Genomic DNA, 26,602 nt, shown 5'->3' with positions numbered 1-26,602 from the left:
GCGGCCCGCCTCACCCGATGGCTGGCCGGCCTGGTCGAAGACCTGGCCCTGGCCGACCCCGACCCGGTCGGCCGGGCCACCAGCCAGCGGCTGCTGGCGGCCCGCCTGGCCGGGTTGCGGGCCGAGGTGCTGGCCCTGCTGCCCTAAGAAAATTAAAAAAGTGAAAATACATAATATAGTATTATGCAAGGCGTTTGCATTCAGCTTGGCAATAGTGCCACGCTACTACTTTTACCCACAAGTATTTATGCCTTTCCCCGTCCAACTTCTGCTCAATTGGGCCGACTGCGATACTGCCAGAGAGGCGCTGCAGCTAGAGCTGCGCGTGTTCACGGTCCGCGACTCGGTGCTCGACCTTCGTGCCGACCAGGCCACGGACCGCGCCACCGACCGGGCCTCCGTCCGGCAAACCCTCACCGACACCGTGGCCCGGCTCACGCCGGTGGTAGCCGCCCTGACCCCCGGCACGGCCGAGCACCTCACCAACGAGCGAATGCTACGTAGCGCCACCCGCCGCCTCGAAGACCTGAGCGTAGTGCCCGTCAGCGGGGCCGCCGCCAATATCACCGCCTTCCTGCAAGCCGTCGATGTGCGGCAGGTAGCCGTGCAGGTGCTCGAACTGGAGCTGGCCATCGCGGAAGTCACGGCCCGCCGCGCCGTGCTTACCGCCTAGCCCGCACCGCGCCCCCACGGCCGGAATTACTCCCGCTTCGTGAAACAAGCAAAAAGCCCCCTGGAAGTATCCAGGGGGCTTTTGCTTGTTGTTTCGGTCCGACTATTATTTCAGTACTCATGCAAGTGCTTGGATAATCGCGCATCGGTAATCGCATTAAGTTGCGACTGTCATGCTGAGCGCAGCCGAAGCATCTTGCTCGCCTCGTTGGCTGGTTTCAACGGTGCGGTAGAGATGCTTCGGCAAGCTCAGCATGACAACTTTTTTACTGCGGTTGCTTTTGCACCACTGCTTAAGCGGCATTAACCCGCTGGCGGGCCACTTCAAACAGCATGATGCCGGCGGCCACGCTCACGTTCAGGGACTGAATCTGGCCGGCCATGGGCACTTTCAGCTTCACATCGGCCAGGCGCAGCAGCTCCGGGGAAATGCCGTCTTCTTCCGAGCCCATGAGCACGGCCACGGGGCCGGTGAAGTCGATTTCCGCCGCGCCCACGGCGTCGTCGGCTTTCTCGGTACAGGCCACCACCGTCACGCCCGACTGCTGAAGGAAGCGGATGCTGTCCTGCAGATTGTTCTCGCGGCACACGGGCAGAATGTTCAGGGCGCCGGCCGAGGTTTTCAGGGCGTCGCCGTTGATTTGGGCGGCGCCGCGGCCGGGCACCACAATGGCCTGCACGCCCAGGCACTCGGCGGTGCGGGCAATGGCGCCGAAGTTGCGCACGTCCGTAATCCGGTCGAGCAGCAGCAAAAACGGCACTTTGCCTTCCTCAAACAGGCCGGTCACGATGGTGTCCAGCGGCGCGTAATCGATGGGCGATACGAAGGCGACCGCGCCCTGGTGGTTTTTGCGGGTCAGGTTGTCGAGTTTCTCCACCGGCACCAGCTGCACCTGGATACCGGCCGCGCGGGCCGCTGCCGAGATGTCCGTCACGAGGCTGTTTTTGGTGCCGCGCAGCAGGAAAATCTTCTCCAGGGTGCGGCCCGCGTTCAACGCTTCCTGAATGGGACGCAGACCGAACAGCATGTCGATGCTCGCCGCCTGGGCGGGCCGGTTTTCATAGCGGGGCCGCTCATTCGAGCCTTCACCGCCGCGCTCGCGGAAGGGCGGGCGGGTCTCGCCACGGTCTGAGCGGCCGGTACGGTCGCCGGCGGCTTCGTCGCGGTTGTCGCTGCCGCCGCGGCCTTTGGGGCGGGCGGGGCGTTCGTCGAACTCGCTGCCGCCGCGGTCGGGGCGGAACTGTTTGGGGGTGACGGGGCGGTTGTCGCCGTCGTAGAAGCGGCGGCCGGCTACCGGGCGCCCGGGACGTTCGGGCCGGTCAGGGCGGTCGATGGGGTTCTCCATTTTTCAACGGCGGCATACCAGAGCAATTCGTACTCGGGCCGGCGCACCAATTCGTAATAATCAGGTGCAAAGGTACTCGGCCGGGGCCGGAAGGTGTAAGTGACGGGGCCGCCGTTCACCCCGCCTTCGGAATAAAACCACCGCTCCTCGCCATTATACAGCCGCCGCACGCTGGGTGGCGGCCCCAGCACCACGTACAGCAGCCCCCGGTCGGTGAGCCAGCCGGCCTTGTGGGCGGCAAAAAGCTGGTTGGCCGTGGTCACCCGGTCGTAGTAGCGTCGAATCAGGTCCTTGCCCAGCGTTTGGTTGCCCTGCGCGATGTCGAGCCAGAACCGGTCCACGGCGCGCTTGGGGTCGGGGGCATCGGTGAGGCGCTGGCGCTCCTGGCTGGTGGTGAGGTAGCGCAGCGGCTCAATGAGCTCAGCGGCGGTGGTGAGGGTGGGGTAGTTATTCTCGGCCACCAGCACGGCCAGGGTGCGGGGCGCCACGCCCGCCAGCCCGCCCACCCGCAACGCGCACAGGCCCGGCTCGGCAAAGCGAAACGCCTCGCCAGGCCGCGCGGTGGCCGAATCCAGCACCGGCAGCATGCGGGGCCCACCGACGATGGCCGCCCGCCCGGTCATGGGCGGCAGGGCGGCCAGGGGCACCACGGCGTAGCGCGCCCAGCGCACCGGCTGGTACAGGCCATAGCTGTCTATGCCGAACAGCTCGCCGGTCCGCACGTAGCGGCGCAGCAGCGGCCGCCCCGTCGAGTCGGCGAGCACGAACGAGCGGGCCAGGTGGGCGGGCGTCAGGCGCAGCCAGGCCGTGGTGGTGGGTTCCTGGTAGTTGTCTTTGGCATCCGGGGTGCCGGTGTGGACTTGCAGCACCGTGCCCGCCGGCACGCGGTCCGCCGCCAAGCAAAAGCTCAGGCGCACGCTGCCGTCGGCCTCGGGGCGCGGGCGCTGCCGGTGGCGCGGAATGCTGTCCTGCCACAGCGCTTGCCTGGCCTCGTAGCCGGGCCACGCCGTGACGCGCAGCGGGTGGCCGGGGCCCAGCCGGGCCGGCGCGGGCAGCCGCAGGTACAGGCGCAGGCTGTCGCCCTCGCGGCGGGTGTCCACCTCCAGGCGCGGGCCGGGCCGGTAGAGGCCGGCGAAGTCGGGGCGCGGGGCCAGCGGGGCGAAGGCGCCCAGCAGCGGCAGCAGCCAACCAAAACGGAGCAGAAATCGGGAGGAAAAAGGCATACGTGAACCTACGGAAAGGAATTTATAAAGTCCTTTTCTCAGATAGACCAGCGCAATTAAGAAGTGGCTTTGGAGGAATTAGAGGGAATTTGTTGCGGCTATTGCCGGCCAAATCAAGCAATTGAAAAGTACGTGAATCGAAAAAGATTATTTGCAAGCAGCAGGGCAGTATGCTAAGCTTGGGAAACGGCAGCGATTCCGGCGGCGGGGCGGCGGGCTGTCCGGCTATCTCAGCGCCCTGTGGCCGCACGCCCGCAAAGGGCTGCCAACTAAGAAATAACACTGAAAATCAATTTGAACCGGCTATCATTGCTTTGTCCTTTCTACCCTTTTCTACCATGTGCATTCGCCTATTTCTGCCTTTAGCCGCTGCTGTATTATTCGCGGCCTCTTCCTGCAAAAAAGACGACCCCGAATCCAGCCTCCCCAAAGCCACGCAGGAGGGCAAGGGCACCGGCGGGTTCTTACTCGACGGCAAGGCCCTGGTGCCCAAGGCCAGTTCCATCAGCACGGGCCGGCCGGTCAACGGCTACTGGCGCAAAACAAGAGGTGGACGCTCGCTCGACCTGAGCCTCCGGCAATTCTCAGTGCAGGAAGACTGGGGCGTAGGCTTCTATCTGCCCGACATCCGGCAGCCGGGTACCTTCTTGCTCAACCTTGCGCCAACCTACCTCACCCCGCAGTTTAACCCTGGTTACGGCCAATACTACCGCTCCCGGCCCGACCCCGACCGCGACGCCTACACGGGCCCCGACGCGCCGGGCCGGCTCATCATCACGCGCTTCGACACGGTCAACAACATTGTTTCGGGCACTTTCGAGATGAGCCCGCGCGAGGTGAGCACCAACGCGGGCATCACCATCACGCAGGGCCGTTTCGACCTGCGCTTCGAACGCTAAACGACGGGAATTACAGCTGCTGCCATTTTCTCTTTTTTACCACTTTTCCCTTTTCACGCATGAAAAAGCTCCTCTTACCCGGCTGTCTGTTGCTGAGCCTGGCGGCCTGCAAAAAAGACGACCCCGAATCCAGCCTCCCCAAAGCCTCGCAGGAGGGCAAAAACACGGCCGGCTGGTTGTTTGACGGCAAGGCGTGGGTGCCCAAATCCAGTTCCATCAGCACGGGCCGGCCGGTTAACGGTTCCTGGCGCAAAACCAGGGGAGGGCGCTCGCTTAGCCTGGGATTTCATCAATTTTCAATACAGGAAGACTGGGCAATCGGTTTCTTTCTTCCTGATATTCGACAGGCCGGCACTTTTGTGCTTAACCAGGTTCCGGCCATTACCAGCGGGCTCAATAACACTGGCTATGGCCAATTTAATAGGCAGCGGCCTAATCCGCGTTTTGATTACTACACGGGTCCCGACGCGCCGGGCCGGCTCATCATCACGCGCTTTGATACGGTCAACAACATTGTTTCGGGCACTTTCGAGATGAGCCCGCGCGAGGTGAGCACCAACGCGGGCATCACCATCACCCAGGGCCGCTTCGACCTGCGCTTCGAACGCTAAACGACGGGAATTACAGCTGTTGCCATTTTCTCTTTTTTACCACTTCTCTCTTTCGCTGTATGAAACACATCTCCCTTTTCTTTTTCATCTGCCTGTTGTTCCGAACGACTAATGGGCAGGCGCAGGCTCCGGTTACGTACCAGGCGGAAGCGGGCCAGCTTGTAGCGGCGAACGTTGGCACGGGCGCGGCGGGCTACACCGGCAGCGGCTTCGTTCAATACCTCACCACGGCGGGTGCCTCCTCGGTCACGTTCACGGTCAACGCCCTCGCCGCTGGCCCCTTTGGCCTGAAAGTGCGCTATGCTGCCGCCCTTGCCACCGAGCGCACCATGAGCGTTTACGTGAATGGCGTTGACGTGACGCAGGCCCGGTTCCCTGCCACGCTGGCCTAGAACAACTGGGCCGGGCAGTCCGACGTCGTCACGCTGCGGGCCGGCACCAACACCATTGCCTACCGCTACGATGCCGGCGACAACGGCTGGATTAACCTGGACTACCTGCAGGTGATGCCCCTGCTTCCCATCGCCACCAACAACTGGCAGGCCACCCCCAACGACTACACGCTGTTGGTTGACAGCCTGACCCAGCACCTGAGCCGGGCGCGCGTCACGACCGGCATTCTCTACGACCGGGTGCTGCCCCTGGCCATGCTGCCCAGCTTCGGGCAGGGCACCCAGCCCGATACGGCCACCGTTGGCTACCTGCGGCAGGCGTACCTGGAGCTGCGCAACGCCGCCTACTCGCCCGGCGCTGCCTTCCCCCTCACGCAGGCGCAGCTGCGGGAAAAGGGCCGCCGGTTTCTGAGCCGGGATTCGGTGGCGCTGGCCGTGCTCGACTACCAGTTGAACTACCTCGACACCCTGGCCGTGGACGACAACCGGCTGCTGGAAGCCAACCGCCTGTACTACGAAGTGGCCTCCGCGCCCCGCTCGCCCTACCTGACGGGTTTCGTGACGGTGGCGGCAGCAATGGCCGATACGATTCGGGCCAGTACCTCCTTCTACGTTCCTGCCGAGCTACTGCTGGGCAACCGGACGCGCCGCGTGAGCAGCCTGCTCGTGGATTTTGGCAATGGCGCCGGGCCGGTAGCCTGCGGCCCCGGTCAGCGCCGGGCCGTGCAGTACCCCAACGGGGGGAGTAAAGTGCTCACCTACACCATTTCGTTCACCGACGGGTCCAAGAAAATCTGCCGCTCGTCGCTCTACGTCCGGCCCTACGTGGCGTCTCGGCCCACGTTGTCGCTGCCATTGCCGCTGGAGAACATCACGGCGCAGGAAAGCTTCGCCGGCTACGACGGCTCCGCCGCGCTGTTTGGTGCCGGCGAGGTGCGGGTAGTGCTGCACAATACCCAAAGCCAGCAGGAATACACTAACAGCGGCGGGGCTACTTACAAGCTCCGCAAGCCGCTCATCATTCTGGATGGGTTCGACCCGCAGGATGGTAGTGGACTTTCCAACATTAGCATTGAAACAGGCTTCTACAAGCTATTGGAAAGAGCGGGTATCCTGTTGGCGGCGGACCAGCTGCAGCGGGATGTTGTCCTGCTCAACTTCCCCAACTCGCCCCGGCGCCGGCTGAACGGCACGATGACAACGGACAATGTTGACGGCGGCACCGACTACGTGGAGCGCAACGCGCTGGTGCTGGTCGCGCTGCTCAACCAGCTGAAACCGCGTCTGGCTTCAGCCAGCGAGAAATTTGCCATCATCGGCCCGAGCATGGGCGGGCTGGTATCGCGCTACGCCCTGGCCTACATGGAAAAGCGGCAGTACGCCCTGACCAGCACCGGCCAGCCGGCCAACCCGCAATGGGACCACAACACGGCCCTGTGGGTGTCGTTGGACGTGCCGCACCAGGGCGCCAATATTCCGATTGGGCTCCAGGAGTTTCTGCGCTTTTTCCAGTACCACGAGGAAGACGCGAAGGATAAATTCGAGACCCGGCTCAACACCACGGCCGCGAAGCAGCTGCTGGTGCACCACCACACGGCCGGGGCCTACTCCGTGCTTGGAGCGCCTGGCTACCGCGACCGGTTCATGCTGGCCCTGCGCAACAACGGCCGGCCCGGCTCGTTTGGCTACCCCGAGCAGCTACGCCGCGTTGCTATTTCCAATGGCCGTTTGGATGGCGGCTTGCAGGTAGGCAGCTCTTGCGGCACGGCTCTGCAATTAGAGAAACGGAAGGACGTTTTTAAATTTGGTACTATAAGACACCTGTGGTTTTACCGTAATGCAAGACCAGGTACTGTTGCCCTTGGCGATATTGATTTCGCTCCCTCCAATGCCACTTGCTACGTGTTTAAAGGCCAGATAGGAAGCGATGTTAAGTTGCTGACCTGGACTTGGCATGGACCTAACAAACGGTTTACTACAGCCCAAGGCACTACAACAAGCTACGACCTTGCCCCAGGCGGGTGGTATGACACGCAACAGCAGATTGCGGCCACCGGCAGCCGCAATACCACCTTTAAAAATGTGGTACCCAATAGTTGTTTTATTCCGACGGTAAGCGCGCTGGGGTTTCAATACCGCAGCATGAGCGGCTACCAAACATCTGCCAGCCTGCCCAACCCCGGTACGGTGCTTCTGGGTCGAAACCTACGCTGCAACGACGAAATACCCTTTGACACCTATTTTGGGGCAAGCACCAACATAAGGCACGTTGAGGGAAAGGATAAGCCAACCAGTGATTTTTTGGTTGGCGAGCTGGCCGGCCTGACGGAAAAGCCTGTGTTTGCTTTGGCGCCCACGTCCCTGTGCCCCGGAGCTAGGGCCACTTTTAGCGTGGCAGACTGCCCCCGCCCCGGCCAGCCCAACACAACCTACGCCTGGTTGCCCGTTGGCCCCGGCCTGCGAATTGTGAGCGGCCAAAACACTCCCGCCGTATTGGTGGAAGCTACGCCTGGCTACACGGGCACGACCACGCTGCAAGTAGTAGCTACGCGGAACGGCTACACATCCAGCTTGCCGTTGCGGGCTACGGTATCCGTCGGCAGCGGCTACGTCGGCTTGCAGGCCTCATCTGGCTACAATAGCGTGTGCATCAGTACCACGGTCACCGTGCAGGCAACTGTCTTCGGGAATGTTTCTGTCGCAAGCTGGCGGGTTGACAACGGAGAACTCCTCTACGTATCCGGCGACGAAGCCACGGTTCAGGTAAGTTCCGCGCCGGGCGTCACCACCGTGCACGCCGATTACCTCACCAATTGTTCGGGTAGCGGCGGGAGCGGTTCTACCGCGTCGGCCAGTATTGATGTAGCCGACAACCTGAACGGTTTTTACTGCGCGCAAGTGCGGGTAGGAAACCCCAGCGCGGCAGTATTCCCAAACCCGGCCGATGCGTATGTGAACATTCACAGCCCGTTCGCCGCAGCCCAGCCCTTTCGGATAGAGTTATACAATGACCGGGGCCGGCTGGTGCACGGGCTTACAACACGTGAATCAGCCGTACAGGTTGACACGCGCCTTTTCCCGGCGGGGCTATACCGCATGCAATTGCGCCAGGGCAATAACACGTTTAACTACAACCTCAATATTCAGCACTAGCCACCCAAAAAATACCTGACAGCAGTAATAAAGCACGCACAAAAAAGGCCAGCCCGCGCACTGCAGACCGGCCTTTCTACTTATCAACAACGGCCGCTTTAGCGCGGATAGAACTGCTCCATCAGGCCACGGGCTTTGGTGCTGCGGGCGGCGTCGCCGCTGCGCTCGGCCGCCTGATACACGCTTTGCAGGCCCAGCAGGTAGCCGCGCTGGTCGTCTTCGAAGAGGCTGGCATCGGGCTTGGTGGAGTAGTACGCCAACATCTGCTCCGAGCGGCGCGTCATGGTGTCGAGAATGTCATCGGCCTTCTTCTGCTCGCCCCCGGCTACCAGGGCGGGCACCAGCTGCGGCGAGTAGTAGTCGTAGGGAACGGCCTTGTCCGGCATCAGCTCCAGGCACTTAACAGCGACTTCGCGGGCTTTGACCACGTTGCCATCGGCCAGGTAGGCGTTGGCCAGGCGGGCAAACTTGTCGCGGTAGTTGGCCGGAAAGCGCAGGTGGTTTTCGTCGTAGAAAATGGTCGGGTTCTGCAAGCCGCGGTAGCTGAAATCCTTCAGCAGGTGCTGGTAGGTGATGTCTTTTTCCACGTAGCCTTCGTCGCCGCTGCGGGGGTCGTAGTTGGGGTCTTTCAGGGGCAGCAGGCGGTAGGCCATGCCTTCGAGCTGGAAGTAGGGCTGCAGGTTCATGTAGTCGCTCGGGGCCACGGTGCTGCTGAAGTAGATGGGCCGCTCCCAGTTGTTGGTGGCAATCATATCGAGAATCACCAGGTTTTTCTTCTCAATGGCGCGCTTGCCCATGCTCCACTCCATGCGCGAAACCAGCTGTTTCTCCCGCCCTTTGGGAATAATGCCCAGCTTTTGCACGGCCGCCGTATCCACGGGCAGGTAGAAGTTGGGCGTGGGGAAGGACATCATGCCGGGGCCGTTTTCCTGGTACTGCACTTGCAGCAGCGGGTTGTTGTCGGCTACCAGTTGCAAGAATTCTTTCAGGTTCACGCTGGGCACGGCCGGATTGGCGGCGAAGGGCAGGTAGTCGTTAGTGCCCTGCGCGTAGCGGTCGGCGCCCATGCTGATGGGGAACGGCTCCGATTTGTAGGAGCGGCGCTTCATCTGGGCGATGTACCAGTCGGTGTTCAGGTAGGAGAGCACGGCCACGCGCACGTCGGTGCGCACGCCTTCCACTTCCTGGGCGTACCAGAGCGGGAAGGTGTCGTTGTCGCCGTTGGTGAACAGGATGGCGTTCGGCGCGCAGCTGTTGAGCAGGTTTTTAGCCGAGTCCACCGAGTTATAGCGGTCCGAGCGGTTGTGGTCGTCCCAGCCCTGGGCCACCATAATGCCCGGAATCAGCAGGCCCGCCGCCAGGGCCAGGCCGGCGCGCAGGCCGTCGGCTTTCACCACTTTGCCCAGCAGCTCGGCCAGCCCCAGCACGCCCAGGCCTATCCAGATGGCGAAGGCAAACGTGGCCCCGGTGAAGGTGTAGTCGCGCTCCCGCGGCTCACGCGGCGGCTGGTTGAGGTAGAACACAATGGCCAGGCCCGTCATCAGAAACAGCAGGCCCGTTACCCAGGCGTCCTTGCTGTTGCGGCGGCTCTGGTAAAACAGGCCAATCAAACCCAGAATAAGCGGCAGCGCCAGGAAGTTGTTGTGGGCCGGGCTCTCGCCAATGCGGGCCGGCAGCGTGCTGGCGGCCGGGCTGAACGGCGTAACCACGCCCGCCTGTTGAATGTCGGACTCACGCCCCACGTAGTTCCACATGAAGTAGCGCCAGAACATGTGGCCCATCTGGTAGCGGAGCATGAAACCCAGGTTTTGACCCATGGTAGGCTTCACGCCGTCCTGAATATCCACCCACTTCTTGTAGTTGGCAATCTGGTCGGGCTCGTAGTTATAGAGGCGCGGCAGCAGCATCTTGTCGCCGTCGGGGTAGCCGGCTTCCTGCTGGCGGGGCAAAATTTCCTTGTAGGTGTTGCTTTTCACGTCGCGGGCGTAGCGCGGCGCGCCTTCCTCGTAATGGTCGGGCTGCGAAAATAGGTGCGGGCCGTAGAGCAAGGGCCGCGAGCCGTACTGCTCGCGCTTGAGGTAGCTCACAAACGAGAGCACGTCCTCGGGGGCATTTTCATTGATGGTGGGCTTAAACGAGCTGCGAATCGGTACAATGAGGTAGCTCGAATAGCCGATGAGAATGAACACGAAGCACAGCATGGCCGTGTTCAGCAGTTTGCTGCGCTGCTGAAACGACTGCCGGAACCCGAAGTAAATCAGGCCGACAAACAGCACCAGGAAAATCAGCAGGCCGGAGTTAAATGGCAAGTCCACGGTGTTCACAAAGAATACCTCGAAGTTGCCAGCCAGCGTGGGCAGGCCCGGAATGATGCCCACCATAATGGAGCCCACGATAATCATGCTCACCACCATCACGATAATAGCGCCCTTGGTGCTGGGGTTGGCCGTGCGGCGGTAGTAGTAGATGAAGCCCAGCGCGGGCAGGGTCAGCAGGTTCAGCAAGTGCACGCCGATGCTCAGGCCGATGACGTAGGCAATGAGAATGAGCCACTTGTCCGAATCGGGCTCGTGGGCCCGCGCCTCCCATTTCAGCATTATCCACACCACGGCGGCCGTGCACAGCGCCGACATGGCGTACACCTCGCCCTCCACAGCGTTGAACCAGAACGAATCGGAAAAGGCAAAAGCCAGCGCGCCCACCGCACCCGCGCTCAGAATGAGCAGTGCCTGCGCACCGGTCGGCTCCAGGGCTTCGGCGGCTACGGCGTTGGCCACGGCATCGTGGCGCAGCACCAGCTTGCGGGCCATGCGGGTGATAATCCAAAACAGAAACAGCACCGTGAATGCGCTGCTCAGGCCCGACAAGGCGTTGATGAGCACCGCCACTTTGGTGACGTCCCCAAACGCGAACAGCGACATCAGGCGGCCCAGCAGCAGGAAGGTGGGTGCGCCAGGCGGGTGCGGCACCAGCAGCTTGTAGGAGCAGGCAATGAACTCGCCGCAGTCCCAGAACGAAGCAGTGGGCTCCAGAGTGAGCAGGTAGGTGACGGCAGCAATGGCGAAAACGAGCCAGCCGACGAGGTTGTTCAGGCTTTTAAAAGAACGCATAGAATCGGGAATAACGCAGGCCCCAACGGCCAACGCAGCAGGCAAAGGGTCGGGAAACGAAAGTTAGAAAACCAGTTAAAAGTCAAAAGTAGGCATTGCAACGTTGCAGTCGCATCAAGTTCCGGGCGCAGCCGCGGCGGCTAACTTTCCACTTTCGCTCCAGAGCGCTATTCGCCACGCCGCTCCTGCGGCGGAAATGCCCGGCCGGGTATAGCCCACAAACACAGAAAGCAGCTAGAAGCTGCTTTCTGGTTCTCAAATCAGAAAAAACGGGTTAGTTCTGCAGCACGAGGCGCTTCGTGGCCACCACTTTGCCATCGGCCAACAGGCTGTAGAAGTACATGCCCGTACGCAGGTCGCTCAAATCAACCAGCAGGCCGGCGCTGGTCAGCTCCGGTTTCAGGGCGATAACGCGCAGCTGCTGGCCGATGATGTTGCTCAGGCGAAATGTGTAATCGACGCCCGGTTTTTGGGTCAGCTGCACGGTTATCTGGCCGCGGCTGGGGTTGGGGTATACATTGAGGGCAGCAGCCAGTGCAGGGTTCGTGGTAGACGTAACCGTGCCTTGGCGAACGACGATAATCCCGTTCATACCGTTGCCCGGCGAGCCGTGGGCCGAGCAGTGGTAGGGGAATGAGCCGGGCGTATTAAACGCGGGCAGGAGTCTGGCTGGAGTCGAAGCACTCAGCGTGAAAGATTGCCAGAGCGGGGTAGGACTATCCGAAACGGTGGGGTGAACGCCCGCCTGCCACACAAAATTGATTTGGTCGCCGGGGTCAATGGTTACCTCTGCAGGCGAATAAAAATTGTTGCCAATGGTCACGTTCACAATTTTAGCCAATACAGGCCCCAGTGGCAGTCCAAGCACTGTCAACAGAAAAAAGCAGCGGGTAAAAAGCTTCATAATTAAGACTGCAGAAAAAGCGGGAGAATGATAAGCAAACGTTGCTCTCGAACGGTACGTGACAAGCACCGTGCCGGATTGGCTAGGCTATTGGCTTTCAGAAACGTAGTGCAAATGGTTTCGGATTGATAGACCGATGAAAACGCGAAAGGTTGTTCTTGGGCAATAAAAAAACGCCTGAAGTACTAATCCGACAGCCGGGTTGGCCAATCTTTTTTATAAAAATCCGGGTTCCCCCTGCTGATGCCAAAGTGGCCGAAAAGGTTGCTACCCGTGGCGGATTTCCTGCATGCCGAACCGCCGCAGCGCGTCTCCAATGGCCACGGCCAGCCGGCCATCGTCCTCCACCCCCACAATCTGGCCCTGCACCCGCCGGCCATCTACCACAAACCAGTGCGTTTCCTGGTAGCGGTAGAGCGCCCGCAGGTACTCCTGCCGCAGTTTGCCCACCTGCCCGGCCCGTAGCTGTAGGTAGCGCCGCTCCAGGCACTCCAGCAGGCGGGCCGCCAGTACCTCGCGGGCATAGGCGCGGCCTGTAAGCTGGCCGATGGAAGTAGCCGTGGCTGTTGAAAAGGCTTGTTGATTGACATTCAGACCAATGCCAATGATGCTGTGTTGAATCTTCGGGCCGCTCAGGCTGTTTTCAATCAGCACACCGCCCAGCTTTTGGTCGCCGTAGTACAGGTCGTTGGGCCATTTCAGCTTCAGCTTGGGGTCGGGGCCCAGCAGGGTGGCGGCCCAGTCGTGCACGCCCAGCGCCACGGCCTGGCTGAGCCGAAACTGCTGGGCGGCGGCCAGAAACGTGGGTTGCCACACCACCGAAAGCATGAGGTTTTCGGCGGGCGCGCCCTCCCAGTGGTTGCCGCGCTGGCCCCGGCCAGCGGTCTGAAAGTCCGTAATTATGGTGCAGCCGTCGCTGGCCCGGTTTTGGACAATCAAAATTTGCGCCTCCGTATTGGTGGAGGCGCAGGCCGGCAACCATACCAATTGCTGGCCCGTGAACAAGGTTTCAGGGGTGATAACCACGGCCTTCTTTCGCGTTTCGTTAACTTCGTAGACTTTCGGCTGCAAAGCTCAACCCTAATAACAGAATATGAAAAGCACGTTGGTCCGTCAGGATTCAGACACATTGGCAGATTTGGTCGTACGCGGCATGCAGGACAAGAAAGCATCCGACATCGTGGTGCTGAATTTGAAGGAGCTTAAAAACGCGGTGGCGGATTATTTTATCATCTGCTCGGCCAATTCCGATACCCAATTGGAGGCCGTGGCCCGCTCGGTAGAAGAGGAAGTAGAAAAAGTGACCGGCGAAAGCCCCTGGCAAACCGAAGGCCGCACCAACCGCGAGTGGGTGCTGCTGGACTATGTGGACGTCGTGGTGCACGTTTTCCTGCGCGACCGCCGCAAGTTCTACGCCCTCGAAGAGCTGTGGGGCGATGCCGACATCAGCTACATCGAAGCCGAGCCGGCATAAAAACGGGCCGACCGGATAAAATATATACGCTGGGAATACGTCATATCGGAACCGAACATTTGTTTTCGGCGCGGTGTTTCGCTCGTAGTTATAACCTGATTTAACTAGCTATTTTCATGTCGGATAAAAATCTCAATAACACTAAAAAGAAAAAGCCTCTGCTGCCCGCCCCCAATCCACGGCCGGGCATGCAGTTGTGGGTGCTGGGCGGTCTGCTGTTGTTTTTGGTGGGCGTGATGTGGGTGAACAACTCCGGCTCACCCACCAAAATCAATCAGCAGCGCTTCGAGCAGATGCTGGCCACCGGTGATGTCAAGGAGATTACCCTCATCAACGAGAAGATGGTGGAGGTTAATCTCACCCCCGAAGCTCTCCGCAAGGCCGAGTACAAGCAGGAGCTCGCGCGCCGCAGCCCCATTGGCATGGCCAGCACGGGCGCCCAATTCTACTTCCCGGTGGTAGATGCCAAGCTTTTTAAAGAAGACCTGGACCGCATTCAAAAGCCCTTGCCGGTGGCTCAGCAGTTGCCCCTCAACATTGATTCCCGGCAGAGCGCCATGGATTTTATTGGCGGCTACGGTCTCATCATTCTGATGATTGTGGGCTTCTGGTTCCTGATGCGGCGCATGGGTAGCGCCAACGGCCCGGGCGGCCAGATTTTCAGTATCGGCAAGAGCAAAGCCGCGCTGTTTGAGGGTGGCGACAAGGTTAAAATCACTTTCAAAGACGTAGCCGGCCTCGAAGAAGCGAAGGTTGAAGTGCAGGAGATTGTGGAGTTCCTCAAGAACCCCAGCAAGTTCACCATCCTCGGCGGTAAAATTCCGAAAGGCGCCCTGCTGGTAGGCCCTCCCGGCACCGGCAAAACCCTGTTGGCCAAAGCTGTAGCTGGTGAGGCCGATGTACCGTTCTTCTCGCTGTCGGGTTCCGACTTCGTGGAGATGTTTGTGGGCGTGGGTGCGGCCCGCGTTCGTGATTTGTTTAAGCAGGCCAAGGCCAAGGCGCCCTGCATCATCTTTATTGATGAGATTGACGCCGTGGGCCGCAGCCGCAGCAAAGGCAGTGCCCCCGGCGGCAACGACGAGCGTGAAAACACCCTGAACTCGCTGCTGGTGGAAATGGACGGCTTCGGCACCGACTCCGGCGTTATCATCCTCGCTGCTACCAACCGCCCCGATACCCTGGATTCGGCCCTGCTGCGTCCCGGCCGCTTCGACCGCCAAATCAGCATCGACAAGCCGGACATCAACGGCCGCACCGAGATTTTCCAGGTTCACCTCAAGCCCCTGACCCTGGGTCCCGACGTGGACGCGCGCCGTTTGTCGGCTCAGACGCCGGGCTTTGCGGGTGCTGAAATTGCTAACGTCTGCAACGAGGCCGCGCTGATTGCCGCCCGCCGCGACAAGAAGTTCATCACCGACCAGGACTTTACCGATGCTATTGACCGCGTAATCGGCGGTTTGGAGAAGAAGAACAAAATTATTTCGCCCGGTGAAAAGCGCATTGTGGCCTACCACGAAGCCGGCCACGCCATCGCGGGCTGGTTCCTGGAGCACGTCGACCCCTTGGTGAAGGTGAGCATCGTGCCCCGTGGGGTGGCGGCGCTGGGCTACGCGCAGTACCTGCCCAAAGAGCAGTTCCTGTACAACACCGAGCAGCTGATTGACGAGATGTGCATGGCCCTGGGAGGCCGGGCGGCCGAGGAATTGGTGTTTGGCAAAATCTCCACCGGTGCCCTGAGCGACCTGGAGCGCATCACCAAAATGGCCTACTCCATCGTGACGATGTACGGCATGAACGCCAAGCTGGGCAATGTGTCGTTCTACGACTCGAAAGGCCAGAGCGAGTACGGTTTCTCGAAGCCTTATTCCGAAGCCACTTCGCAGATGATTGACGAGGAAGTGCGTACCATCATCGAAAATGCCTACACCCGCACCAAGGAGCTGCTCACCGAGCGCCGCCATGAGCTGGAAGTGGTAGCCAAGGAATTGTTGGAAAAGGAAGTGCTTCAGCAGGAGGACCTGACCCGCTTAGTTGGCCCGCGTCCCTTCGACAGCCAGACCAACTACCAGGCCCACATGGCCGGTACCGACCGCAGCGAAACCGCCAGCGAAGTGCGCGGCGAACAGGCCGCCGCCGGCGTCATCAGCGACTTGCCCGAGCTGAATCTGCCCGGCCTCGACAACGACCGCAACAACGAAACCTCAGCCCCCAGCGGCAACGCGGTGGCTGGCGTGTAAGTATTTAGCTATTAGCGTTTAGCTCACAGCTGTTAGCTTTCTTTTGGTTAGCTGCTAACTGAGAAAAGCCAGTCCGCGAGGGCTGGTTTTTTTTGTGGCCACGCTGCACCAACGGTTGCACTGAGGACCGGCCTGTTACCTTTGAATCTTCAAACCGGCTTTTTTAATTCATGGCAGAAAGTTCCCGCGCCGCCGTGCTTGCCCGCATTCGCCAAAGCCTGGCGCAGCCTGCGCCGCTGCCGCCCCGGCCCGACTTTACCGCACCCGTGCATCCGCCGCTGAACAACAGCGACGCGGTGGTGGCTTTCGCGGAAAGCTTCCAGCGCGTGGGCGGCGAGTTTTATTATTGCGAGTCGCTGGCGCAGCTGGCAATGCAGGTGGCCGGGTTCCGGGAGCGCCAGCAGGTGGGGCCGCCCTACGTGTGGGAGCCCGAGTTGCAGGCGCTGCTGCAAGCGGCGGGTATCGCCTTTCGGGCCGATGAAACCGATTTTATTGAGCGGGCGGATGTGAGTCTGACTTCCTGCGAAGCCTTGGTGGCGCGCACGGGCAGCGTGCTGGTGTCGGCGGCCACGGCCAGCGGGCGTCGCCTGAGCATTTACCCCGACCAGCATTTGGTGCTAGCCCGCCCCAGCCAGGTAGTGGCCGATATAGGGGAGGCCCTGCGCGCGGTGCAGGCCCGGTTTGGCACCCAAATGCCGTCCGTCATTTCGCTCACCAGCGGCCCCAGCCGCACCGCCGATATTGAGAAGACCCTGGTGCTGGGGGCGCACGGCCCGCGCCGCCTGGCACTGTTCCTGTTGGAAGACGACGCCGAAATTCTGCCTTTATGAAGCCCCCTCACACGTTGCCCGACCTGGCTTTGCCGCCCGGCCGCCGGGTGTATTTTGCCTCCGACTTCCACCTCGGTGCGCCCGATGCGGCTTCGTCGTTGGCGCGGGAGCGGCGCATTGTGCGCTGGCTTGATGAAGTATCGAAGGACGCGGCGGCTATTTATTTGCTGGGCGACATCTTCGATTTCTGGTTTGAATACAAGCACGCCATTCCGCGGGGTTTCAGCCGTTTGCAAGGAAAGTTGGCGGAGCTGACCGATGGCGGCCTGCCCATCACCATTTTTACCGGCAACCACGACATGTGGATGTTCGGGTACTTCACCCAGGAGATGGGTATTCCGGTGCTGCGCCACGAGGTGTCGCAGCGCATTGGCAACCAGCAGTTTCACATCGGTCACGGCGACGGATTGGGGCCGAAAGACCATCAGTACAAAGTGCTGAAGCGGATTTTTAGCGCGCCGCTGGCGCAGTGGCTGTTTGCCCGGCTGCACCCCAACTTCGGCATTGGCATGGCCAACCGCTGGAGCCGCCGCAGCCGCATGCAAACCGGTAAGGACGACGCCACCTATTACGGCGACGAGGAATGGTTGCTGCAATACTGCCGTGACGTCGAAGCGCGTTTGCACCACGACTACTACGTGTTTGGCCACCGGCACTTGCCTCTGGATGTGGCCGTGGGGCCCGGAAGTCGCTACGTTAACCTGGGCGAATGGGTCAATTATTGCTCCTATGGCGTGTATGATGGCAACGAGCTGGCCCTGCGGCATTTTGAGAAGTGATTTCGGGGTTTTCGCGCCCTACCGCAACTTGGTGCGGCGCATAGTGCAACATGGCCGCTTGGTTAGAACAGTTTCCGATTTGTTGAACAGAATTAAAAATGAAGAGTTAAAAATTAAAAATCTGAAGGTCAGATTTTTAATTTTTAACTCTTCATTTTTAATTCCTTCAAAAACAGTAAACGAACTCCCCAGCCGCTTCAAGCTACTGGGTGGCTTGCTCCTGCTGGTGTTTACGGCGCAGGCCCAGCGTACCGTGCCTGGGGCGGCCTCGGTGGCGCCCGCCGCCAAAGCAGTGGTAGCGCCGGTGCAGACCATTCTCATGCCAGTAGCCGATTCCGCGGGCGTGGCGAGTCAGGTACCCTGGAAATTTGTGCGCCTCATCAAAATGCGCAACCCCGGCGCGGCCTCGCTAGACCGGCGCGGTACGCTGTACGTGGCCGATGCCGACAACAACCTGCGGCAGTTCAGCCCCGAAGGCCTGCCCCTGAACACGTTTGCGCCCGCCCAGCCCGGCCACGCCGCCCAGGTAGAAGCCTGGAACGTGACTACGGTACTCGTTTTCAACGACGACCGCCAGCAACTGGTGCTGCTGGACCGGTTTCTGGCACTTATCGCCGAGGTGCGCCTGGCAGATTTTGTCGATGGCATGATTCGGGTGGCCACCCTGGCGCCCGACAACCGCATCTGGCTGCTCGACGAAAGCAGCCTGGAGCTGCGCGAATTCGACCCCAACACCCTGCGGCTAGTCAAGAACACGCCGCTCGACCTCATTATTGGCCGCACCCGGCCGGACTTCCGGTTCCTGCGTCACTACCAGAACAATCTGTATCTGGTCGACAAGGTCACGGGCGTGTACGTGTTCGACAACCTGGGCAACTACAAGAAGAAAATTCCCTTTATCGGATTGAATTCCGTGGGTTTTCGGGGCGATGAACTGTATTATCTGGAGGCCGGCGCCATCCATTTCTTCCACCTCTACAACCTGGCCGAGCGCCGCGTGACCCTGCCCGCCGACGTCGCCCCGGCCGCAGTACAGCAGGTGCTACTGGGCGAATCATACGCCTATATTTTCACGGCGGCCGGAGTCGCAGTATATCAGTGGAAGTAGCTGAAGTAAGTGTTGGGCTTAGGCCTTGGTGGCGTTAAATAGCGGTAACCTCTGTAAAATCGGGCCGTTAGCAAGGGAAGTTCTTCCTTTCCACTTCCAGCCTCTTTTCATGAAAGCTCTCCGAATTCACGGCATGCGCGACGTCCGCGTTGACACGGTCGACGACCCCGAAATCCTGGACTCCCGCGACGCCATTATCCGCGTCACGAGCACGGCCATTTGCGGGTCCGACCTGCACATCTACAACGGCAGCATTCCGCAGCCCCGACCCATGACGCTGGGCCACGAATTTATGGGCATCGTGGAAGAGGTGGGCAAGGGCGTTGGCAACCTCAAGCGCGGCGACCGCGTGGTGGTGCCTTTTCCGGTGGCTTGCGGGCACTGCCTGTTTTGCAACCACGAGCTGCCCGGCCACTGCGAAAATTCCAACCCCGAGCACTACGGCCCCGAAGGTGGCCTGATGACCGAAAAAGGAGGCGCACTCTTCGGCTACACCGATTTGTATGGCGGCTACGACGGCGGCCAGGCCGAGTTTGTGCGCGTGCCCTACGCCGACTTCGGCCCCCGCAAAGTGCCGGACAACCTCACCGACGAACAGGTGCTTTTCCTCACCGACATCTTCCCCACCGGCTACACCGGCATCGACTGGGCCGGGGTGAAGGGCGGCGAAGTGGTGGCCATTTTCGGAGCCGGCCCGGTGGGCATCATGGCCGCCAAATCGGCCTGGCTGCGCGGGGCCAGCCGCGTCATCATCGTCGATACCCAACAATACCGCCTCGAACTGGCCGCCAAGGCTGCCAACACCGAAGGCATTCGCTGGGAAAGCCAGCAGCAGGTAGTAGATGAAATCCGCAGCAAGAGCCGCGGCTACGGTGCCGATGTGTGCGTGGAAGCCGTGGGCTTCGAGCCCGACCGTAACCTGGCGGACCGTGCCAAAGCCATTATCAACGTTGAAAAAGGCTCTGACAAAGTGCTGCTGGCCTGCATGAGCGCCGTGCGCCGGGGCGGCTTCGTGTCGGTGCTGGGCGTGTATTCCTCGCCCTTCGACAACTTCCCCATCCACCAGTTCTTCGACAAAGGCATCACGCTCAAGGGCGGTCAGGCACCCGCTCACAAGCACATCGACCGCCTGCTGAAGCACGTTTCCGACGGCGACGTGCGCCTCGACGACATCATCTCGCACCGCCTGCCGCTGAGCGAAGCCGCCCACGGCTACGACATCTTCCGCAACAAGAAGGACAACTGCACCAAGGTTGTGCTGATACCCGGTTCGTAAGTAGCCGGCCCAGTTTGCAAAAAAAGAGCCCGCGTTGTGCGGGCTCTTTTTTTGCAAACTGGGCCGGCTGGAGCCACTCGTTTCAACGCCCTGTTTAGGGTATCTTTGGGAGAAGCGACGAACGCTGATTTTCTACCAATGAACTTGCCTACATGGGGTTGAAACAAGGGGAATGCACCAAGGCGCACAAGCAGTCGGGGCCGTTGTTGCACGGCTGGGTAAGTGCGATACTGGTTGTGCTGGCGGCGGTTGGCACTGCCCACGCGCAAGACCCGGCACGTCCTGCGCCTCAGGCCAAAATGGCCCCGATATTGCAAGCCGCGACTGCGCAAAAAGCCCTGCGCACCGTGCGCGTGCGCGTGACCGACAAAGCGGCTTTTGTGCAGTGGGCGCACCAGCAGCTGCCGGCCGCGGGGGTAACGCAGCCCACCTCTTCCGTTGATATTTTAACCGTGACGGGCCTCCCGGCCGCCGCCATTGCCATGCTGGCGGCTTGTCCGCTGGTGTCCTTCGTTGATGTGGCCGACCGCCTGGCCCGCACCGAGCGGCAGCTGAACAACTCGGACCTCTCGGTGAATGCCATCGCGGCGGTGCAGGCGCGGTTTCCGCAGCTCAGTGGGCAGGGCCTGACTGTTTCGGTGAAAGAATTGCCATTTGACCCCAACGACATTGACTTTAAAGGGCGGGTAGTGAGCCCGGCTAATTTCCCCGGCCCGCCTTCTCCCCACGCCACCGACATGACCACGCTTATCGGCGGGGCCGGTAATTCTCATCCCAAAGGCCGGGGCGTGGCGCGGGAAGTGCGCCTGACCACGTCGAATTTTGCCCGCCTGCTACCCGACGATGGCGCACAGCTGGCGCAGGACGAAATATCGGTGCAAAACCATTCCTACGGGGTAGCCATCGAGAATTATTACGGCCTGGAAACCGAGGAATATGACCGTCAGCTGCAGCAGTTTCCAGCCCTGCTGCACGTTTTTTCCTCGGGCAATTCCGGGGCGCTGACCAGTACCAAAGGTCCCTACGCGGGCATTGCGGCCGTGGCGAACTTGACGGGCCAGTTCAAGATGTCAAAAAACACGCTCACCGTGGGCGCCACCGTCCCGTCGGGGCAAGTGTCTTCACTGAGTTCCCGCGGCCCGGCGTATGATGGTCGCGTAAAACCGGAGCTGGTAGCCTACGGCGAAGGCGGTTCCTCCGAATCGGCGGCGCTGGTGTCGGGCATCAGCCTGCTATTGCAACAGGCGTACCGCGACGGCAACGGCGGCGCGCTGCCCACCGCAGCGCTGGTGAAAGCCGTGCTCCTGAACAGCGCCAACGACCTGGGCCGCCCGGAAGTCGATTTCGTTAGCGGGTTTGGCCAGGCCGATGCCTTGGGTGCCATCAAGACCATGCGCGACCAGCGGTTTTTTACGGCTGTCGCTTCGCAGGGCAACGAGCAGGTGTTCACCATTATGGTGCCAGCGGGCCAGCAGCAGCTCAAGGCCACCTTGGTCTGGAACGACCCGGCAGCATCTGCCGGCGCCGCCCGCGCCCTCGTCAACGACCTGGACCTGGAGCTGGTTTCCCGCACTACGGGCCAGCGCTGGCGGCCCTGGGTGCTCAGCGCCTACCCCCACGCCGACTCGCTGGTGCTGCCCGCCCGCCGCCGCGCCGACCATCTGAACAACATCGAGCAAATAACCCTGGCCGTGCCCGCCGCTGGTGCTTACGAGTTGCGCGTGCGCGGCTTCAGCGTGCCGCAGGGCCCGCAGCCGTTCAGCCTGGCCTATGAAGTAAGCCCGGTGGGGCTGGATTGGGTTAGCCCGCAAAGCCCAGGTAACGTGTTGCCTGATGCGGCTACCACGCTACGCTGGCAGTGGAGCGGCCCGGCCACCACTGCCCGCCTGGAGTACCGCCCGGTGGGCCAGTCCCAGTGGCGCCTGGGTAATCCGGCGGTGGCCTTGGCGCTCAATCAGGTGGCCTGGGTCGTGCCCGATACGACCACGCTGGCGCAGCTGCGCTTAGTAGCGGGTAGTCTGGTTTTTCCTTCGGATACCTTTGCCATCGTGCAGGCGCCGGCCCTGCAGGTCGGTTATGCCTGCCCCGAGCAAGCGCTGTTGCAGTGGGCCAAAGTCCCCGGCGTGACGCAATACCAAGTGTATGAGCTGGGCGCTACCACCCTGGTTTCACTGCTGCGCACCACTGATACCACCCTCGTTATCAGTGGTGCGCAGTTGAAAAATCGTTACTACGCCGTGGCGCCGGTGGTGCAAGGGCTGGTGGCTGAGCCAGGCAGTACCATCGACTACACGACGCAGGGCGTGGCGTGTTACTTCCGCTCTTTTCTGCCCCGGCAGCTCGTTGGCGATTCCGTGCGCTTCGATGTGGTATTGGGTAGCGTGGCGCAATTGAAATCGGCCACGCTGGAACGCATAGGCGCGGGCGGTTTCGAACCCGTGCAAACTCTTTCTCCGGTCACGCAGACGGGTTTTGTGATGACCGATGTTCCGCCAAATGCCGGTCGCTACCGTTACCGCGTGCGCCTCGATAATCTGGCCGGGCAACAGTTCTACAGCAACGTTGAAGAGGCTTTCCGCCTGCAAGCCGGGGCCGCACAGGCGTATCCCAACCCGCTGGTGGCCGGCGAACTGCTCAAACTCGTCGTCAATACCGACACCCCGGTAAGCATCCGGCTATTTGATATGCTGGGCAGATTCCAGCGCGAGGCCGAAATCGATGGTGTTATCAACGAAATAGATACCAATGGCTTAAAGCCCGGCCTGTACCTGCTGCGGGTGCGGATGGCAAACCAAGCCGAGCAGACTATCCGCATCGTGCTGCAATAAAAGTGGATTCGTCTTCTTGCTTTTGGCTTCCGGCTTAAATGGGTGCAGGCCAATCAGGAGAAGGGTTGGACCGTTTCCCAACAAGGTTAACAAGTAGCCTGGTCCGAAGGCATTGGCGTTTAAACCTCCCGTCGCCTACAAAACCAACGAGCGAAAAAAAGCACCGGCTCGCAAGAACCGGTGCTTTTGTCAGGAATTGCTTGCTGACTAGTACAGCGCGTTCAGGGCCGTTACGTCGTTGGCGTTGAACGGACGGTTGGCGCCCGAGCCGATGCAGGCCAGCATGAAGGAGTTGGGGTCGGCGGCGGCCGGCGTACCGGGAATCAGGATGGCACCCACGGTGCTGGCGCCTTCGTTCGAAACCGCACCGCCGCAGCTATACGAGCGGTCCATGTAGTCGGTGTGGCGGAAGCCGATGCAGTGGCCCACTTCGTGCGCCAGAATGGTGGCGATGTAGGTAGTTGGATTGGCCGTACCAATGGCACCGGAGTTAATCAGCACCTGGTTGTGTGGGTTGCCGGTAGAGGTCGGGAAACCAGCCGAAGCCAGGTAGCGGGCCCTTTTGGGCGCCTGGGCCAGGGTGATTTCTCCACCTGATGATACCCGCACCATTTTCAGGGTCAGGTTTTCGGCATTATACCGGCGCACTAACTCGTCGGTCGCCGTAACGTAAGCCGAGGGCAAAGCAGTCGATACTGAAATCGTAATGGTGCGCCCGGAGCCCGTGTTCACCAGGTTGGTGGTGCGGTACTGCTCTTCGGCACCCACGCGCATGAGCTGCACGGGGCTGGGGTTGGCAAGGTCCTGCTTGGTGAGGAAAATGTCGCCTTCCACAACATAGCCGCCTTCAACGGCCATCGCGCCTTGAGTGGTGAAGCCAAGCTGTTTGATTTGGCTGAGCACTTCCGGCGTTACTTCATCCGATTTAGTTACCGATTCGCTTTCTTTCGAGCAGGACGAAAAGGCAAGCGCCGAAGCGAGGCACAAGCAGGCGGAAAACAGACTTCTTTTCTTCATGGGAACGGGTTGGAATATGGTGATGAAAAATGGTTTGGTAAATGAGCTATTTTATGATTTGAGGATACAATTATTAAATTGATTTCCTTCCCCACAAAGGCCCCAGCCCTTAGGAGCTGAGGCCTTATGATTAGTGGAAAGCAAGAAAGCAAAAGCCTCGTCTAGTACACGTAGTTCAGCGCGGTGCGGTCGTTTGTATTGAACGGACGGTTAACTCCGTTGCCGACGCAGGCCAGCATCCACGAGTTCGGGTCGTTGCCGGAAGGCGTACCGGGAATATAAACTGCACCCACGGTGCTGGCGCCTTCGTTCACGGCAGCACCGCCGCAGCTATACTGGCGGCCAGCGTAATCGGTGTGGCGGAAGCCGATGCAGTGACCAATTTCGTGGGCCAGAATGGTGGCGATGTAGGTGCTGGCGTTGGCCGTGCCGATGGCATTGCGGTTCACCAAAACCTGGCCGAAAGGATTGCCGCCCGAAGGGAAGCCTGCCGAGGCCAGATAGCCTGCGCCAGCTGGCGAAGGGTTCAGCACGATATTGCCGCCCGAGGTAACGCGGGTGAAGCGGATGCGCAGGCCCAGGGCATTGTAGCGATTAATCAATTCGTTGGTGGCCGTGACGTAAGCCGAAGGCAGCGCCGTCGAAACACGGATGCTGATGGTGCGGCCCGTGCCCACGCTCACCAGATTGTTGGTGCGGTACTGCTCCTCGTCGCCTACGCGCAGCATTTTGTAATCGGCCGCTTCGGCCAGGCTTTCATTGGTAAGCATAATGTCGCCTTCCACCAGGTAGCCACCGTCAACTTTCTTGGCATCGGCCGTGCCAAAACCCATGCTCTTGATTTGGCCAATTACTTCTTGGGAGATACCTGCTTCAACCACAGGAGTTGTTGCTTCCTTCTCTTTCGAGCAGGAGGAGAGTGACATTACTGATGCTACACTGAGTGCGGCGACGGACAGTACATTTTTCATTTTCATGCAGTGGTTGGGGAGGTGTTTGTTTGGTTGAAGAATGAGCGCAATTAGGGGAGAATAATTGTAATTCGAAACGGTATTTAAGATATAAATTGAAGATATTACAAAAATAAGCGCTCAATTGTCCTGAAAAAGCTATTTGCCATTATCCCTGCAACAGTCAATTGACATAATCTTATACGTTTCTGGTGAACATGCCAATCTTCAATTTGCTCCTTCTGTTTAACATTGAGTAGTGCTTTGTTAATCAAGGAGTCAAGCGTGTGTTTCCAGGCAAAGCGACTATAGGTAGCCGTCGCAACTTTTTAATTGTTGAAAAAAAGCGGTTAGCTGCTACTCAAAAAATAACCGCTCGGTACTTAGTGCCTTACTTAGCGGGGCCTCAAATGGCCGGAAACCCCCTAGCCTAATTGTGTATCTTTGCTAGGAACCGAATTTTCGTGGAAAATTTATTTTCCCTCAACTATATAATTTCTTTCTAGTGGCTTGTTCATCATGTTCTTCCGGCGGGGGCTGCGGCACCAAGCCGGGCGGCTGCAAATCCAACGGGGGCTGTAGCACCGGGGGCTGCAACCGCCTCAATGTATTCGATTGGTTGCAGGACGTGGAAGTCCCAGACTCGTTTGCCGGGTTCGACATCGTAGAAGTTCGCTTCAAGGGCGGGCGCAAAGAGTTTATGCGCAACGACCTGCGCCTGCCGCTGGTCACCGGCGATGCTGTGGTGGTGGATGCCGCCGGCAGCGGCTGGCACCTGGGCCACGTGAGCCTGAAAGGCGAGCTGGTGCGCCTGCAGATGCGCAAAAAGAAAGTGCCCACCGACTCCAAGGAAATCCGCAACATCCTGCGCATTGCCACGCCCGACGACGTGGAGCGCTGGGAAGCCGTGCGCGACCTCGAAAACGGCACCATGTTCCGGGCCCGCGCTATGGTGGGCGAGCTGCGCCTGCGCATGAAGCTGAGCGACGTGGAGTACCAGGCCGACCGTACCCGCGCCCTATTCTACTATTCGGCCGAAGACCGGGTTGATTTCCGGGAGCTTATCCGCCGCCTGGCCGACGAGTTTCGGGTGCGCGTGGAGATGCGTCAGATTTCGCTGCGTCAGGAAGCCGGCCGCATCGGCGGCATCGGCGTGTGCGGCCGGGAGCTATGCTGCTCGACCTGGCTGACGGACTTTAAAACCGTGAGCACGACGGCCGCCCGCTACCAAAACCTGAGTCTCAACCCCCAAAAGCTGGCCGGCCAGTGCGGCCGCCTCAAGTGCTGCCTCAACTACGAGCTCGACGCCTACCTCGACGCCCTGAAGGATATTCCGCAGGTGCAGCGCCCGCTGCAAACCGCACGGGGCGAGGCGTTTCTGCAGAAAACCGATATTTTTCGCCGGCGCATGTGGTTTGCCTTCAAAGGCGACAACAACTGGGTGATGCTGGACACGGCCCGCGTGCGCGAGCTGTTGGAAATGAACAAGCGCGGCGAGAAAATCGAAAGCCTGCTGCCGCCCCGCGAGGAAGCGCCCGAGCCCGAAGTTTCGGCCATCGTGGAAGGCTCGCTCGACCGCCTCGACGACAAAATCAAGTCGAGCGCCAAGCGTTCCAAACGCAAGAAGCCCCGTGGCGAAGGCGAAGCGCCCGAAGCCCGCGCCCCCCGTGAGGGAGGCCGCGAGCCGCGTGAAACCCGCGAGCCCCGCGCCGCCAGCGAAAACGCTACCGAGTCCCGCGAGGCCCGGCCGCCCCGCGAGCCGCGGGAAGGCCGCGAAGGCCGCGCGCCGCGCG

At 60.5% G+C, this 26,602-nt stretch carries 20 protein-coding genes; 13 read left to right on the top strand and 7 right to left on the bottom strand.

The annotated features are described in order from the left end of the window. Positions 1–247: 247 nt before the first annotated feature. The gene (locus GM79_RS01140) at positions 248–673 is read left to right on the top strand and encodes a hypothetical protein (RefSeq protein ID WP_035557862.1); all 426 of its coding nucleotides are present in this window, start codon (positions 248–250) and stop codon (positions 671–673) included. A 292-nt stretch (positions 674–965) separates the two neighbouring features. Here GM79_RS01140 and rlmB read toward each other — a convergent pair whose 3' ends face one another. Next, entirely contained in the window at positions 966–2,018 is a 1,053-nt protein-coding gene (gene rlmB, locus GM79_RS01135) for a 23S rRNA (guanosine(2251)-2'-O)-methyltransferase RlmB (protein WP_081867480.1), read from the bottom strand. Further along, a complete protein-coding gene (locus GM79_RS23535; RefSeq protein WP_072008489.1) occupies positions 1,964–3,241 on the bottom strand; it encodes a GWxTD domain-containing protein in 1,278 nt (425 codons plus the stop codon). Before GM79_RS23535 ends, rlmB begins: the two co-directional genes overlap by 55 nt. Positions 3,242–3,579: 338 nt before the next feature. On the opposite strand from GM79_RS23535, the gene GM79_RS01125 reads away from it, so the two are divergent. The 4 genes from GM79_RS01125 (at position 3,580) to GM79_RS01110 (ending at position 8,296) form a co-directional block, all read left to right on the top strand. Further along, positions 3,580–4,140 (top strand): hypothetical protein, encoded by a 561-nt coding sequence (locus tag GM79_RS01125; protein WP_035557859.1) that lies wholly within the window; start codon positions 3,580–3,582, stop codon positions 4,138–4,140. 59 nt (positions 4,141–4,199) lie between these two features. Then, a complete protein-coding gene (locus GM79_RS01120; protein ID WP_035557857.1) occupies positions 4,200–4,751 on the top strand; it encodes a hypothetical protein in 552 nt (183 codons plus the stop codon). Positions 4,752–4,810: 59 nt separating this feature from the next. Next, positions 4,811–5,143: a CBM35 domain-containing protein gene (locus tag GM79_RS01115; RefSeq protein ID WP_035557855.1), complete on the top strand. Its 333-nt coding sequence runs from the start codon at positions 4,811–4,813 to the stop codon at positions 5,141–5,143. Positions 5,144–5,257: 114 nt separating this feature from the next. Then, the gene (locus GM79_RS01110; protein WP_035557853.1) at positions 5,258–8,296 is read left to right on the top strand and encodes a T9SS type A sorting domain-containing protein; all 3,039 of its coding nucleotides are present in this window, start codon (positions 5,258–5,260) and stop codon (positions 8,294–8,296) included. A 98-nt stretch (positions 8,297–8,394) separates the two neighbouring features. On the opposite strand, the gene GM79_RS01105 is transcribed toward GM79_RS01110, so the two are convergent. The 3 genes from GM79_RS01105 to GM79_RS01095 all read right to left on the bottom strand — a co-directional run bounded on the left by GM79_RS01105 (position 8,395) and on the right by GM79_RS01095 (position 13,381). Beyond that, a complete protein-coding gene (locus tag GM79_RS01105) occupies positions 8,395–11,406 on the bottom strand; it encodes a DUF2723 domain-containing protein (protein ID WP_035557875.1) in 3,012 nt (1,003 codons plus the stop codon). 274 nt (positions 11,407–11,680) lie between these two features. Then, positions 11,681–12,310, bottom strand: coding sequence for a T9SS type A sorting domain-containing protein (locus tag GM79_RS22580; RefSeq protein WP_051718345.1), 630 nt, complete (start codon positions 12,308–12,310; stop codon positions 11,681–11,683). Positions 12,311–12,577: 267 nt separating this feature from the next. After that, positions 12,578–13,381: a biotin--[acetyl-CoA-carboxylase] ligase gene (locus tag GM79_RS01095; protein ID WP_235183888.1), complete on the bottom strand. Its 804-nt coding sequence runs from the start codon at positions 13,379–13,381 to the stop codon at positions 12,578–12,580. Positions 13,382–13,403: 22 nt separating this feature from the next. On the opposite strand from GM79_RS01095, the gene rsfS reads away from it, so the two are divergent. From rsfS to GM79_RS01060, 7 genes are all read left to right on the top strand, one after another. Further along, complete coding sequence (gene rsfS, locus GM79_RS01090; RefSeq protein WP_035557850.1) at positions 13,404–13,784, top strand: ribosome silencing factor; 381 nt, start codon at positions 13,404–13,406, stop codon at positions 13,782–13,784. 116 nt (positions 13,785–13,900) lie between these two features. Then, on the top strand, positions 13,901–16,021 hold the full coding sequence (gene ftsH / locus GM79_RS01085; RefSeq protein ID WP_035557847.1) for an ATP-dependent zinc metalloprotease FtsH: 2,121 nt from the start codon (positions 13,901–13,903) through the stop codon (positions 16,019–16,021). A gap of 170 nt (positions 16,022–16,191) precedes the next feature. Further along, complete coding sequence (locus GM79_RS01080) at positions 16,192–16,851, top strand: lactate utilization protein C (RefSeq protein ID WP_035557845.1); 660 nt, start codon at positions 16,192–16,194, stop codon at positions 16,849–16,851. Further along, complete coding sequence (locus GM79_RS01075; RefSeq protein ID WP_035557842.1) at positions 16,848–17,630, top strand: UDP-2,3-diacylglucosamine diphosphatase; 783 nt, start codon at positions 16,848–16,850, stop codon at positions 17,628–17,630. The genes GM79_RS01080 and GM79_RS01075 overlap by 4 nt, the downstream gene beginning before the upstream one ends. 214 nt (positions 17,631–17,844) lie before the next feature. Further along, positions 17,845–18,738: a hypothetical protein gene (locus GM79_RS01070; protein WP_152559765.1), complete on the top strand. Its 894-nt coding sequence runs from the start codon at positions 17,845–17,847 to the stop codon at positions 18,736–18,738. Between the two features lie 109 nt (positions 18,739–18,847). Further along, entirely contained in the window at positions 18,848–20,014 is a 1,167-nt protein-coding gene (locus GM79_RS01065) for a zinc-dependent alcohol dehydrogenase (protein WP_035557839.1), read from the top strand. Between the two features lie 152 nt (positions 20,015–20,166). After that, positions 20,167–22,842: a S8 family serine peptidase gene (locus GM79_RS01060; protein ID WP_035557836.1), complete on the top strand. Its 2,676-nt coding sequence runs from the start codon at positions 20,167–20,169 to the stop codon at positions 22,840–22,842. A gap of 207 nt (positions 22,843–23,049) precedes the next feature. Here GM79_RS01060 and GM79_RS01055 read toward each other — a convergent pair whose 3' ends face one another. Beyond that, complete coding sequence (locus GM79_RS01055) at positions 23,050–23,859, bottom strand: M57 family metalloprotease (protein WP_035557833.1); 810 nt, start codon at positions 23,857–23,859, stop codon at positions 23,050–23,052. Positions 23,860–24,020: 161 nt separating this feature from the next. After that, complete coding sequence (locus tag GM79_RS01050; RefSeq protein WP_235183887.1) at positions 24,021–24,785, bottom strand: M57 family metalloprotease; 765 nt, start codon at positions 24,783–24,785, stop codon at positions 24,021–24,023. Between the two features lie 529 nt (positions 24,786–25,314). Here GM79_RS01050 and GM79_RS01045 point away from each other — a divergent pair. After that, positions 25,315–26,602: stage 0 sporulation family protein (locus GM79_RS01045; protein WP_081867479.1), on the top strand; the 1,288-nt coding region annotated here is incomplete at its 3' end.

This window comes from Hymenobacter sp. IS2118 (assembly GCF_000715495.1).
GTDB lineage: Bacteria > Bacteroidota > Bacteroidia > Cytophagales > Hymenobacteraceae > Hymenobacter.
This window is presented reverse-complemented; position numbering and strand designations above follow the sequence as displayed.